Source organism: Candidatus Accumulibacter cognatus (assembly GCF_000584975.1).
In the GTDB taxonomy this organism is placed as follows: domain Bacteria; phylum Pseudomonadota; class Gammaproteobacteria; order Burkholderiales; family Rhodocyclaceae; genus Accumulibacter; species Accumulibacter cognatus.
Genome location: NZ_JDST02000064.1, coordinates 30,183 through 43,405 on the forward strand (window position 1 = coordinate 30,183; position 13,223 = coordinate 43,405).

General features: G+C 61.0%; 10 protein-coding genes. All 10 read right to left on the reverse strand.

Translation table 11 applies throughout. From position 1 onward, the window contains the following. Positions 1-3: 3 nt before the first annotated feature. Entirely contained in the window at positions 4-1,887 is a 1,884-nt protein-coding gene (gene secD / locus AW06_RS12500; protein WP_034950526.1) for a protein translocase subunit SecD, read from the reverse strand. A 66-nt stretch (positions 1,888-1,953) separates the two neighbouring features. Continuing rightward, the gene (gene yajC / locus AW06_RS12505; protein ID WP_034931364.1) at positions 1,954-2,280 is read right to left on the reverse strand and encodes a preprotein translocase subunit YajC; all 327 of its coding nucleotides are present in this window, start codon (positions 2,278-2,280) and stop codon (positions 1,954-1,956) included. Positions 2,281-2,335: 55 nt separating this feature from the next. After that, positions 2,336-3,445, reverse strand: coding sequence for a tRNA guanosine(34) transglycosylase Tgt (gene tgt / locus AW06_RS12510; RefSeq protein ID WP_034950528.1), 1,110 nt, complete (start codon positions 3,443-3,445; stop codon positions 2,336-2,338). Positions 3,446-3,532: 87 nt separating this feature from the next. Continuing rightward, positions 3,533-6,265, reverse strand: a complete 2,733-nt coding sequence (gene ppdK / locus AW06_RS12515; RefSeq protein WP_034950531.1) for a pyruvate, phosphate dikinase — start codon at positions 6,263-6,265, stop codon at positions 3,533-3,535. A 159-nt stretch (positions 6,266-6,424) separates the two neighbouring features. Then, positions 6,425-8,047, reverse strand: a complete 1,623-nt coding sequence (locus AW06_RS12520; RefSeq protein WP_034950534.1) for an NAD(P)-binding protein — start codon at positions 8,045-8,047, stop codon at positions 6,425-6,427. Further along, positions 8,047-9,060 (reverse strand): thiamine pyrophosphate-dependent enzyme, encoded by a 1,014-nt coding sequence (locus tag AW06_RS12525; protein ID WP_034950536.1) that lies wholly within the window; start codon positions 9,058-9,060, stop codon positions 8,047-8,049. The genes AW06_RS12520 and AW06_RS12525 overlap by 1 nt, the downstream gene beginning before the upstream one ends. 10 nt (positions 9,061-9,070) lie before the next feature. Then, complete coding sequence (gene porA / locus AW06_RS12530; RefSeq protein ID WP_034950539.1) at positions 9,071-10,324, reverse strand: pyruvate ferredoxin oxidoreductase; 1,254 nt, start codon at positions 10,322-10,324, stop codon at positions 9,071-9,073. Next, the gene (locus AW06_RS12535) at positions 10,317-10,913 is read right to left on the reverse strand and encodes a 2-oxoacid:acceptor oxidoreductase family protein (protein ID WP_034950540.1); all 597 of its coding nucleotides are present in this window, start codon (positions 10,911-10,913) and stop codon (positions 10,317-10,319) included. Before AW06_RS12535 ends, porA begins: the two co-directional genes overlap by 8 nt. Positions 10,914-11,073: 160 nt before the next feature. Next, a complete protein-coding gene (locus AW06_RS12540) occupies positions 11,074-12,129 on the reverse strand; it encodes a MaoC family dehydratase (protein ID WP_034950542.1) in 1,056 nt (351 codons plus the stop codon). A gap of 33 nt (positions 12,130-12,162) precedes the next feature. After that, positions 12,163-13,206 carry a CoA ester lyase gene (locus AW06_RS12545; protein WP_034950545.1) on the reverse strand — a complete coding sequence of 348 codons (1,044 nt, stop codon included), beginning with the start codon at positions 13,204-13,206 and terminating at the stop codon, positions 12,163-12,165. Positions 13,207-13,223: the final 17 nt, after the last annotated feature.

A 13,223-nucleotide genomic window follows, 5' to 3' on the forward strand; every position in this document is an offset into this window, starting at 1 on the left:
TTCCTATTTGGCTGCGCCGACGTTGGCTGCGTTTGTTGTCGGTTTCCAGATCTGGCCGATGGCCAGCGAGTCGACCTTGCGCCGACGACCATAGATCAGGTTGATCAAGGCCCGTGAGACGACCACCGCCGAGAACAGGGAAGTCAGAATTCCCAGACAATGCACCACCGCGAAGCCGCGGACCGGCCCGGATCCGAAAATCAGCAAGGCGATGCCGGCAATCAGCGTCGTGATGTTGGAGTCGAGAATCGTCCCGAAGGCGCGTTCGTAACCGGTATGAATCGCCGCTTGTGGCGTCGAGCCATTGCGCAGTTCTTCGCGGATCCGCTCGTTGATCAGGACATTGGCGTCGATCGCCATGCCCAGCGCCAGCGCGATGGCGGCGATTCCCGGCAGGGTCAGGGTCGCTTGCAGCAGGGAGAGCAGGGCGACCAGGAAAAGCAGGTTGGATGCCAGGGCAATTACCGAAACCAGGCCAAAGAGCATGTAGTAGGCGATCATGAATGCGGCAATTGCCGCAAACCCCCACATCGTCGACAGAAAACCCTTCTTGATGTTTTCGGCACCCAGGCTCGGGCCGATGGTACGTTCCTCGATGATCTCCATCGGAGCCGCAAGCGAACCGGCACGCAGCAGCAACGCCGTGTCATTGGCTTCCATGGTGCTCATGCGGCCGGAAATCTGCACACGACCGCCGCCGATCTCGGCCCGGATGACGGGCGCAGTGACGACCTCCCCCTTGCCTTTTTCGACCAGCACGATGGCCATGCGTTTACCGACATTGTCGCGCGTGATGTCCTTGAAAATACGGGCTCCGGCCGAGTCGAGAGTCAGGTGAACGGCGGGCTCATGTGTCTGGTTGTCGAAACCCGGCTGCGCGTCGGTGAGTCGTTCGCCAGTCAGCACCACCTGTTTCTTGACCAGCAGCGGCATGCCGCCACGTTCCACATAGAGTTCAGCGCCAAAAGGTGGCTGACCGGCCTGTGCTGCTTCGACGGCGCCTGGGGTGTCATCGACCATGCGGATCTCAAGCGTTGCGGTGCGGCCGAGAATGTCCTTCGCCTTGGCCGTGTCCTGCACCCCCGGCAACTGTACAACGATGCGGTCGGCACCCTGTTGGGCGATTACCGGTTCAGCGACGCCGAGTTCATTGATCCGATTGTGCAAAGTGGTCATGTTCTGCTTGATCGCGAATTCCTGGATGCGTTTGATTGCTTCGGGCTTGAGCGTCGCGATCAGCTTCAACTCATCGCCCTCTCCCTGGTCAGCCAGGAGCAGGTCGGACTGGTTGTCCTCGAGAGCGATGCGCGCCTTGCTGCGCGTCTCGTTGTCGCGGAAGCGAATCACCACCCGCTCGCCTTCACGGATGATTCCGGCGTGGCGGATGGTCTTGTCGCGCATTAGCGTGCGCAGGTCGCCACTGATCGCGTCGAGGCGTTTGGTAATGGCACCTTTCATGTCGACCTGCAGCAGGAAATGAACACCGCCGCGCAGGTCCAGACCGAGATACATCGGCAATGCGTGCAAACTGCTCAGCCACTGCGGCGAACTCGACAGCAGATTCAGCGCTACGACATACTGTGGATCATTGGCGTCAGGGTTGAACTGCTTTTCCAGCAGGTCTTTCGCCTGCAACTGGCTATCCGTGCTCTGCAGACGCGCCTTGACGCCGTTGCTGTCGAGGAAGATCCCGCTGTGCTCGATGCCTGCCGTCTGCAGGGTGCTGGCGACGCGTTCGCGGGTTTTCTCATCGACCTTGAGCGTGGCTTTGGCGCTGGAAACCTGGACCGCTGGGGATTCGCCGAAGAAGTTCGGCAGGGTGTACACCAGGCCGAATAGCACTGCGAAGGCGACGATGAGGTATTTCCAGAGCGGATAACGATTCATGGATATGGGATGCTTTTGTTCGGATGACGCGGGCGCGACGTGCAAGGCAAGCCGCCCGCAGGGTGGCTAGAGCGCCTTCAGCGTTCCTTTGGGCAGAAGCACCGTGACGGCCTGCTTCTGTACCTGGATTTCGACGGCAGGGGCAACCTCGAGAGTCAGGAAGTTGTCGCTGACCCGTGTGACACGGCCGGCAATGCCGCCGCCGGTGACGACTTCATCGCCCTTGACAAGGGCCTCGATCAGCGCCTTGTGTTCCTTCGCACGCTTCATTTGCGGGCGAATCATCAGGAAATAAAGGACGACGAACATCAGGATGATCGGCAGCAGCTGCATGAAGCCGCCCATCGGGTCGGTGGCGGCAGCTTGTTGGGCGTGGGCGGTGCTGATCAGCACATCAGTCTCCTATGGCAGAATGTTTGAATTGAACCGGCAATTGTACCACTACCGTTCAGCTCTGCTGACAGCGCCTGCTATGGAAAGCGGCCACTACCGCAGAAAGTGTGCCGGTGGAAATTGCATCGCGCAGCTCTTTCATCAATTGGTGATAATAGTGCAGGTTGTGCAGTGTGCCGAGCTGGGCGGCGAGAATCTCGCCGACACGGTTGAGGTGGTGCAGGTAGGCGCGCGAAAAGTTTCGGCAGGTATAGCACCCGCAGCTTTCGTCAAGCGGCCGCGGGTCGTTCTTGTGTTTGGCATTACGGATACGGACGTCGCCATGGCGAGTGAAGAAATGGCCATTGCGCGCGTTGCGCGTTGGCAGAACGCAGTCGAACATGTCGATTCCAGCCTGTACGGCAGCCACCAGATCCTCCGGGGTACCCACTCCCATCAGATAGCGCGGCTTGTTTTGCGGCAGGCGCGGCGTGCTGTGGGCGAGGATGCGCGCCATTTCGTGCTTCGGTTCGCCGACTGACAGCCCGCCGATCGCGAAGCCATCGAAGCCGATTTCGGCAAGCCCAGCCAACGATTCGTCCCGCAGGTCTTCATACATGCCACCCTGCACGATTCCGAACAGCGCGTTGCCGTTCTCCAGTTGATCGTGCTGAAGGCGCGAGCGGCTGGCCCAGCGCAGCGACAGCCGCATCGAACTGGCTGCTTCGGAACGGGTGGCAGGGTAGGGCGTGCATTCGTCAAGGATCATGACGATATCCGAATCGAGGACATGCTGGATACGCATCGACTCTTCAGGCGTCAGGAACAGGCGGTCACCGTTGATCGGCGACTGGAAGCGGACTCCCTCTTCGCTGATCTTGCGTAGCGCACCCAGCGAAAATACCTGGAAGCCACCGGAGTCGGTGAGGATCGGGCCGTTCCAGCACATGAAGCGGTGCAGGCCGGCATGTGCGGCGATGACCTCCAGACCGGGGCGCAGCCAGAGGTGGAAGGTGTTGCCCAGACAGATTTGCGTGCCGGTCTCGATGAGGTCGCGCGGAGTCATCGCCTTGACCGTTCCATAGGTGCCAACTGGCATGAAAACGGGGGTTTCGATGCAGCCATGGGCGAGGCCGAGGCGGCCTCGACGGGCCGCACCATCGCTGGCGAGAAGTTCGAAGTTCATGTGCTCAAGGAAAGGACACCTCTGGCAAGCCAGAGGTGTCAGGAGAGGGAAAGCCGGGCGCCGGGCGCCAGGCTTGTTGACAAAGGCTTACTTGCCGTCGTCGAGAGCTGATTGCGCTGCAGCCAGGCGGGCTAATGGCACCCGGAACGGCGAGCAACTGACGTAATCGAGACCCGTTCGGTGGAAGAACGCGACCGAAGCCGGGTCACCACCGTGTTCACCGCAGACGCCCAGCTTGATTCCCGGACGTACCGAACGACCTTTCTCGACGGCCATCTTGACCAGCAGTCCGACGCCTTTCTGGTCGATCGACTGGAAAGGATCCTGCTCGTACATGCCATCTTTCAGATAGCTGGGCAGGAACTTGCCGGCGTCATCGCGCGAGAAACCCATGGTCATCTGTGTCAGGTCGTTGGTGCCGAACGAGAAGAACTCCGCCTGTCCGCCGATGCTGTCGGCGATCAGGGCAGCGCGCGGCGTTTCGATCATCGTGCCGAGCAGGTAGTCGAGTTTTTCGCCGCGCTCGGCAAAGACCGCCGCCGCCGTCTGGCGGATGACCTTGGCCTGGGCGTTGAATTCACGGACCGTCCCGACTAGCGGAATCATGATTTCGGCCTTGACGTCGAAACCCTTGGCCTTCATGTTGAGGCCCGCTTCGAGGATCGCGCGCGTCTGCATTTCGGTGATTTCCGGGTAGGTGATGCCGAGGCGACAGCCGCGGTGACCCATCATCGGGTTGAACTCATGCAGATCGTCGACGCGCATCTTGATTACACCCAGCGGTACATTCATCTCGTGGGCCATGATCCGCTGGTTTTCTTCGTCATGCGGGACGAACTCGTGCAGCGGTGGATCGAGCAGGCGGATGGTGACCGGCAGACCGCTCATCTCGCGGAATAGGCCTTCGAAGTCGCCGCGCTGCATCGGCAGCAACTTGGCCAGCGCCCGCCGCCGACCGGCTTCGTCATCGGCGAGGATCATTTCGCGAACCGCCTTGATGCGGTCGCCCTCGAAGAACATATGTTCGGTGCGACACAGGCCGATGCCCTTGGCACCGAAATTGCGTGCCACCTTGGCGTCATCGGGGGTGTCGGCATTGGCCCGCACTCCGAGCCGCTTGTAGCGGTCGGTCAGTTCCATCAAGGCACCGAAGTCGCCGGTGAGTTCGGCTTCCTTGGTCGGTATCTGACCCTCGTAGACTTCACCGGTCGAACCATCGAGCGAGATCCAGTCGCCTTCCTGGTAAGTCCGGTCGCCGATCGACATCGAACGTGCGTGGTAATCGACTCGTACGGCGCCCGCTCCGGAGATGCAGCATTTGCCCATGCCGCGCGCGACGACGGCCGCGTGCGAGGTCATGCCACCGCGAGCGGTGAGGATTCCCTTGGCGACGCTCATGCCGCGCAGATCTTCGGGTGACGTTTCCTGACGAACCAGGATCACGGTCTTGCCCTTTCTGACCCACTCCTCGGCCTCATCGGCAAAGAAGACGATCTGTCCGGTGGCAGCGCCCGGAGAGGCTGGCAGGCCATGTGCGATGGAACGTGCCCTCTTGATCGCTGACGGGTCGAAAACCGGGTGCAGGAGTTCGTTCAAACGCTCCGGGTCAACCCGCCGCAAGGCCTCTTTTTCATCGATCATGCCCTGCTTGAGCATCTGCATGGCGATTCGCACCATGGCCGCGCCGGTGCGCTTGCCGTTGCGCGTCTGGAGCATCCACAGGCGGCCTTCCTGGATCGTGAATTCGACGTCCTGCATGTCCCGGTAATGGTTCTCGAGCGTTGTTTCCGCCTGCAGGAGTTGCCGGTAGATGTCGGGCATCAGTTCCTCGAGTGACGGGAACCTGCTGCGGCGCTCCTCTTCGCTGACCAGTGCCAGTTGAGCCCAGCGGCGCGACCCTTCGAGGGTGATCTGTTGCGGTGTACGGGTGCCGGCAACGACGTCCTCTCCCTGTGCATTGACCAGGAATTCGCCATTGAACAGGTCTTCACCGGTGCCCGCATCGCGCGTGAAGGCAACGCCGGTGCCGCTTTGATCGCCCAGATTCCCGAAGACCATGGCCTGTACGTTCACGGCTGTACCCCAGGAGTCAGGGATGTCGTTCAGTTCGCGGTAGACCTTGGCGCGGTCGTTGTTCCAGCTCTGGAAAACGGCCATCACCGCACCCCACAGTTGTTCCCAGGGATCGGTCGGGAACTCGCGGCCGACGCGAGCACGAATCAGTCCCTTGAAACGCAGCACCAGTTCCTTGAGGTCGTCGGTGTCGAGTTCGGTATCGAGCTGCACTCCCTTCTTCTCCTTGAGCGCGTCGATGACCACTTCGAAGGGATCGTGTTCCTGTTTCGATACCGGTTTGAGGCCCATCACCACATCGCCATACATCTGTACGAAACGGCGGTATGAATCCCAGGCAAAACGTTCGTTGCCAGCTTTGCGCGCCAGTCCGGCAACCGCCTCGTCATTGAGGCCGAGATTCAGGATGGTGTCCATCATGCCCGGCATCGAGGCGCGCGAACCCGAGCGTACCGACAGCAGCAGCGGATCGGACGCGTCGCCAAATTTTTTACCCATCTCTTTTTCGACGAAAGCCACGCCATCGCGGACGTCCGCCTCGATCAGCTTGACCACGGCATCCTGGCCCTGCTCGCTATAGACGGCGCACACCTCGGTGCTGATCGTGAAGCCGGGGGGTACGAGGATCCCCAGGCGGCACATTTCGGCCAGGTTGGCGCCCTTGCCTCCGAGAAGATTCTTCATTGTGGCGTCGCCGTCAGTTCGAGCGGCACCAAATACGTAGACATTCTTTGTTTCAGTGGACATACATACCTCGCGGTTAGGGAAGAACGAAAGGACACTTCAAACGCCAGGTTCGAAGTGTCCCCGGATTGGGCGATCCGGATCACGATGCCGGATCACGTGGTTTGCGCGCCCCGGTTGCGGCAAGCGGCCGGGAGCATCAATGCCGGCGTTGCTCAGTGCTCAGATTTGTTCTGCTTCCATCTTGATCGCACCGCAGGGACATTCGGCGACACACATGCCGCAGCCCTTGCAATAGTCGTAGTTGAACTCGAAGCGCTTGCCGGCGCCGAGTTTGATGACCGCATTGTCCGGACAGACGCCGTAGCAGTTGTCGCATTCGAAGCAGTTGCCACAGGAAAGACAGCGCCGGGCCTCAAACAGCGCGGTGCTTTCATCGAGTCCGCCCTGGACTTCATCGAAGGTCGATTGACGACGAATGATATCCAGCATCGGACGAACGGTTTTCGGCGCATCGGTGTAATACCAGGTATTGAGGTTCTCGAAAACCGCAACTTCGTGCTTGGGCGGTGGGATGTATTGCTCCTTCCGCAGCCAGGCGTCGATATGCCTTGCCGCCGCCTTGCCGTGACCGATGCCGACCGTGACGTTGCGTTCGGCCGGGACCATGTCGCCACCTGCGAAAATACCCGGATGGCCGGTCATCATGTTGGCGCCGACCTGCACCACGCCATCGCTGACCTGCAGTCCTGGAACGCCTTCGAGCAAACCGAGATCGACGTCCTGCCCGAGCGCAAGCACCAGCGAGTCGGCCTCGATGGTTTCAATTTCGCCGGTCGGCTGCGGAAAGCCATTGCTGTCTAGGGCCATCTTTTCAATGGTCAACGAGGATTCGTCGGCCTGCTTGATGGTCGACAGCCACTTGACCATGATCCCTTCCTGGAGCGCCTCCTCGACCTCGAAATCATGTGCCGGCATTTTCTCGCGCGTACGACGATAGACGATCAGCGGCTCGGCGCCCATACGCTTTGCGGTGCGCGCCACGTCGATGGCCGTGTTGCCGCCTCCGTAAACGACGACGCGCCGGCCAAGCATGGGCTTGTCTTCACCTTCCATGCTGCGCAGCAGCGAAATGGCGTCGATGATTTTTGCGGCGTCACCGGCTGGAATCCTCGCTCGCTTGCCGATGTGCGCACCTACCGCCAGGAAAGCGGCGTCGAACTTGCCGGCCTGCATGGTGTCGAGGATGTTGTCGACCTTGCTGTTTAGTTTCACCGTGACCCCAAGTTCCACGACACGCTGCATCTCGGCTTCGAGCACATCGCGCGGCAAACGGTACTTGGGAATGCCGAAGCGCATCATGCCGCCGAGCAGCGGGCCTGCCTCATGGACCGTGACGCGGTGACCGAGCCGGCGCAGGTGGTAGGCTGCCGACATGCCCGAGGGGCCGGCGCCGACAATCAGGATATGCTTGCCAGATTCGGTGGTCGGTGCCGTCAGCTTCCAGCCGCGCTTGAGTGCCTCGTCGCCGAGGAAGCGCTCGACCGAATTGATGCCGACAGCTGCATCGATCTTGCCACGGTTGCAGACGTTCTCGCAACTGTGGTAGCAGACGCGTCCCATGATTGCCGGGAAGGGGTTGTCCTTGGTCAGGTGTCGCCAGGCGCTTTCATAATCGCCGGATTCGGCATGGAACAGCCAGCCCTGGATGTCCTCACCGGCCGGGCATTGATTGTTGCAGGGCGGCAGGCGGTCAACATACACCGGCCTGGACGTGCGCCACGAGCCGGTGCGGTTGGCCAGCGAAGAGCCGGGATCTAGGGTTATGGCAAAGGGTTTTTCCATCAGTTCGCCTCCTGGTCAAGCAGTCCGTACTTGCGAATGTTCTTGTCCGCCGCCGCTTGCAAGCGGGCGATCGTTGCCACTGCCGGCGCCTTGCCGAACAGGTGGGCATAGCGTTTCTGCAGTCGCAGGTATTCCTCGACTGGCTGTTGCCGGCGGATTTTCAGGACGCCGGTGACCTCGCCGTGTTCCGCTTCGAAAACCGGGAAGATGCCGGTTTCCTTGGCCAGGCGTGCCAGCTTGATGGTGTCCTGCGAGGCCGCGCCCCAGCCAAGAGGGCAGGGCACCAGGATGTGGATGTAGCGTGCGCCGCGCATGCCCATGGCCTTGGTGACCTTGTATTCGAGGTCGTGCAGGCCCGCAACGGTCGCCGTCGCGACGTAAGGAATCTCATGCGCCATGGCAATTGCCGGAACGAATTTGCCCTGGCCGAAGACGTTGCCGGGCTCCGGACCGACCGGCATGGTGGTCGCCGTGCGGGCTGCCGGCGGCGTCGCCGAACTGCGCTGCACGCCGGTGTTCATGTAGCCGCCGTTGTCGTAGCAGATGTACAAGACATCGTCATTGCGCTCGAACATTCCCGACAGGCAGCCGAAACCGATGTCGGTGGTGCCACCGTCGCCACCCTGGGCAACGACGCGGACATCAGCCATCTCGCCTTTTTGTCTTTTCACCTTGATCGCAGCAGCGATGCCGGTGGCGACCGCGGCGGTGTTGCCGAAGAGCGAGTGAATCCAGGGGATCTGCCACGAGGTCTCGGGGTAGGGGGTCGAGAAGACTTCAAGGCAACCGGTGGCATTGGCCGCAATCAGTCGGCCACGCGCGGCATTCATCGCCGCATCGATGGCAAAACGCGCGCCGAGTGCTTCACCACAGCCCTGGCAGGCGCGATGCCCCGAATTGAGTGAATTGGTGCGGCGGATGTCGGACTGCACCGTCCGGTCTTCTTCGTCGAGAAGGCGGTTGCCGATGGTGAAGGTGCCGGTCTGGTAGAAATGAAGGGGTTGGAAGCTCATCGTCGATTCCTCAGCCAATACGGGCGGCAATGACGCCCACGTCGCGCAGCATGCTTTCGGCTGCCGGACCCGAACGGCGCGTGGTGCGCTCGCGTTCGAGCTGCTTGTTGACCACGTTCCAGTCGAGATCGAGGAAGGTCAGATGTTCGAGTTCGCCGCGAGCAGCCTTGGCAAACAGCCCGCGCAGGGATTTGCGGGTGATCGCCCGCCCGCCGAGTCCGGCGACGACGGTGTGGCCGTGCAATTGCAGGCCCGACATCGCCATGCGCACGTCGGTAGACAGAATGCCGCCGATGCCGACTGCCAGGCTCTTCTCGAGCACCACCACGCGCTGCGCATTCTGCAGCGCAGCCCGAACGCTGTCGATCGGGAAAGGCCGGTAGGAAGTGATTCCCAGCACGCCGATCTTCTCGCCGGCAGCACGCATTTCGTCGACAGTGTCCTTGATCGTTCCCAGTACCGAACCCATCGCCACGACGATGGTTTCAGCATCCTCGGTCAGATACGAACGCGTCAGGCCGCCCGACTCACGACCGAATGCCGTTCTGAACTGCTCGGCCATTTTCGGGATCAGTCCAAGCGCCTGCATCTGCTTGGCGTGCGCGAGGTAGCGGACCTCCGCGAAAGCCTCGGGACCAACCATCGCGCCAATGGACACCGGCTCCCTGGGGTCAAGCGCCTGGCGGGGTTCGTAAGGCGGCAGGAAAGCGTCGACCTGCTCCTGGGTGGGAATGTCAACCCGCTCGTAAGCGTGCGTCAGGATGAAGCCATCCATGCAGACCATCACCGGCAGACTGACTTCCTCAGCCAGCTTGAAGGCCTGGATGTGCAGATCGAGCGCTTCCTGGTTGGTCTCGGCGAACAACTGGATCCAGCCGCAGTCGCGCTGCGAGAGGGAATCCGAGTGGTCGTTCCAGATATTGATCGGTGCGCCGATGGCGCGGTTGGCAACGGTCATCACGATTGGCAGGCCAAGGCCGGAAGCGTTGAATACGGCTTCGACCATGAACAGCAGGCCCTGCGAAGCAGTGGCGGTGTAGGTGCGGGCACCGGTGGCCGATGAGCCAATGGCAACGCTCATCGCGGCAAACTCGGACTCAACGTTGATGAACTCGCAGTTTTCGACCTCGCCGGCCTTGACCATCTCGCCAAGGCCTTCGACGATGTGCGTCTGAGGTGAAATGGGGTAGGCGCAGATCACCTCGGGCCGGCACAGGGCGACGGCCTCGGCAACGGCGTGTGAACCTTCGGTCTGCTTAAGCATGTGCGGCCTCCTCTTGACGTATGCTCTCGATTTCGTCGAGGACGAACTGATAAGCTTCGGTAGCGGCAGTGATATTGTTGCTGGCCACCTTTTCGGAGAATTTGTCGTTGATCGCCATGATCACCGACTCCAGCCGGATGATGCCTGATGCGGCCGCAAAACCGGCGAGCAAGGGGACATTGGGCATCGGACGACCGACATGCTTGCGACTGAGATCGGTGGCCGGGACCGTGCACAATCTCTCCTTCGGCCAATCGCGGAGGAAATCGCCAAGACCCAGTTCATCGAAACTGCGGGTGGTGTTGATCAGGATGTAACCGCCCTTTTTCAGGCCGGAGAAGACATCGACCTGGAACAGCAGCGTCGGGTCCTGAATGATCAGGGCATCGGGTTCCATGATCGGTTCGCGTAGCCGGATCTCCTGGTCGGCGATACGGCAGAAGGCGACTACCGGGGCACCGGTACGTTCGGAACCGAAGCTCGGGAAGGCCTGTGCGTGGCGGCCTTCCTCAAAGGCAGCAATAGACAACATCTCGGCAGCCGTCACCACACCCTGGCCACCGCGACCGTGTATTCGGACTTGGAACATAATTCCTCCATTGGTTTACATCGTTCTTTCGACGTTCGCGCAGCATAGCTGAGTTCGAGTCTGATGAAAACAACGATACCGCGGCGTATGGCCGAACTTATTGCAAGGAGGAAAGGAGAAGAGGTAGGCGGGGGAAGCAATGCGACAACCCTCGCCGCGGCTACTCTCTTCTCGGGATCAGCACCGTATAGTCGAAGTCAAGCAGCACGCTCGGATCGTAACGGCCATCGGCAGCCTGGTAGGGAAAATCCGCGCAGGGCTGGTCCCTGGTCGCGACGGTACGCAGCCGCAGCGCGCCGATGTCATTGCGTCCCGGCACGATCAGTTGTTCGAGCACCTCCGACCAAGCGTAGATCGTATCACTAGCAAAGGCGGGCGCGACATGCCGGCCACCGTTGATCGCTGCGATACTGAAGGCATTGGCCAGCCCGTTGAAGGAAAGCGAGCGCGCCAGGCTGAGGATGTGGCCACCGTAGATCAGGCGGCGTCCGAAGCGGCCGGTTGTTGCGGCCTGCTGGTTGAAGTGTAAGCGCGCGTTGTTCTGGTACAGACGGGTGGCCATCATGTGTTCGCTTTCTTCGATGGTCATTCCGTCCACGTGGTCGATGCATTCGCCGACCTCATAGTCATTCCAGAGGTCGGTGCTACCGGACAAGGCGGTGTCGTACTGTTCAATCCTGATCCCGGTCGGAACCCGCAGATCACCAGCCGCGACGGCGGTTGGCAGTTCCGGCACGACGGTTTCCGGAGGCGGCGAAGCCGGGTCGCGCTTGTGGACCATGAACCAGCTACAGTAATCGAGGGCGATCTGCCCGCGTTGGTTGACTCCACACGAACGCACATAAACGATACCGGTCTTGCCGTCGCTGTTCTCCTTGAGCCCGATCACGGTCGAATCGGCGCTGAGCGTGTCGCCCGGATAGACTGGATGGCCGAAGCGGCCAATCGCGTAACCGAGGTTGGCGATGGCACTAAGCGAAATGTCCGGCACGGTTCGGCCATAGACCATGTTAAAGGTCAGCAGATCGTCTATGGGTGCCCGCGGGAAGCCTATGCTGTGCGCGAAGGTGTCGGCTGAGGTGGCGAAGCGCGAACCGGTCAAGGCGGTGTACAGTGCCACGTCGCCCTCGGTGAGGGTCCGCGGTGTGGCGTGCGCAATCTTCTGCCCGACGCGGAAATCTTCGAAAAAGTTGCCATGTCTGGTTTTTTCGCTCACTGAACGCTCTCCCCAAGGTGTTGAAAGAAGATCCTACAGTCCATATGCAGCAGCCAGTTCCGGGTCTCGCCTGGCCACCAGGCGCGCCAGATCGACAATCACCCTGGCCTGTTTCCAGGTCGCATCGTCCTGCATTTTACCGTCGATCGTCGCCACACCACTGCCGTCGGGCATCGCTTCGAGAATGCGCTTGGCGAACAGCACTTCCTTGACGTCGGGGCTGAAGACGCGCTTGGCGATGGCGATCTGGTTCGGTGCCAGCGACCAGGCGCCAGAGCAACCCATCAGGAAGGCATTGCGGAACTGCGCCTCGCAGGCGGCTTCGTCCTTGAGGTCGCCAAAGGGACCGTAGAACGATCGCAGACCATGTGCCACCGCGGCATCGACCATACGCGCAACGGTGTAATGCCAGAGGTCCTGTTGGAAGAAGGCACGCTGGTTCTGGCCGGGTTCGGGGTCGGCAAGGACGCCGTAGCCGGGGTGACCACCTCCGACGCGGGTGGTCTTCATGCCGCGCGAGGCGGCCAGGTCTGCCGGGCCGAGACTCAGTCCATGCATGCGCGGACTGGCACCGCAAATGGATTCGACATTGGTCACGCCCTGCGCGGTTTCGAGCAGGGCATGCAGCAGAATCGGTTTCCTGACTGCGTACTTGGCTTCGAGCAGTGCGACGTACTGGTCGACGAAATGAATGTCCCACGCGCCTTCAACCTTGGGAATCATGATCACATCGAGTTTGTTGCCGACATGTCTGATGATTTGTTCGAGGTCGTCGAGTATCCACGGGCTGTTCAAGGCATTGACGCGCACCCACATCGCGGTATCACCGAAGTCATGCTTGCTCAGCAGTTCGATGAAACCGGCGCGCGCTGCGTCCTTGGCATCGATGGGAATGGCATCCTCGAGGTTGCCGCACATGACGTCACAAGACCTCGCGGTTTCGGGCGCCTTGGCACGAATCTTCTCGATGTGCGGCGGAAAGAAATGGATCATCCGTTCCGGCCGCACCGGCAGTTCACGCAGGGGCTGTGGAGCGCCGATGGCGAGTGGCTTGTAGAAATGAATGGGTAGCTTCATGGCGGTTATCCCTGACG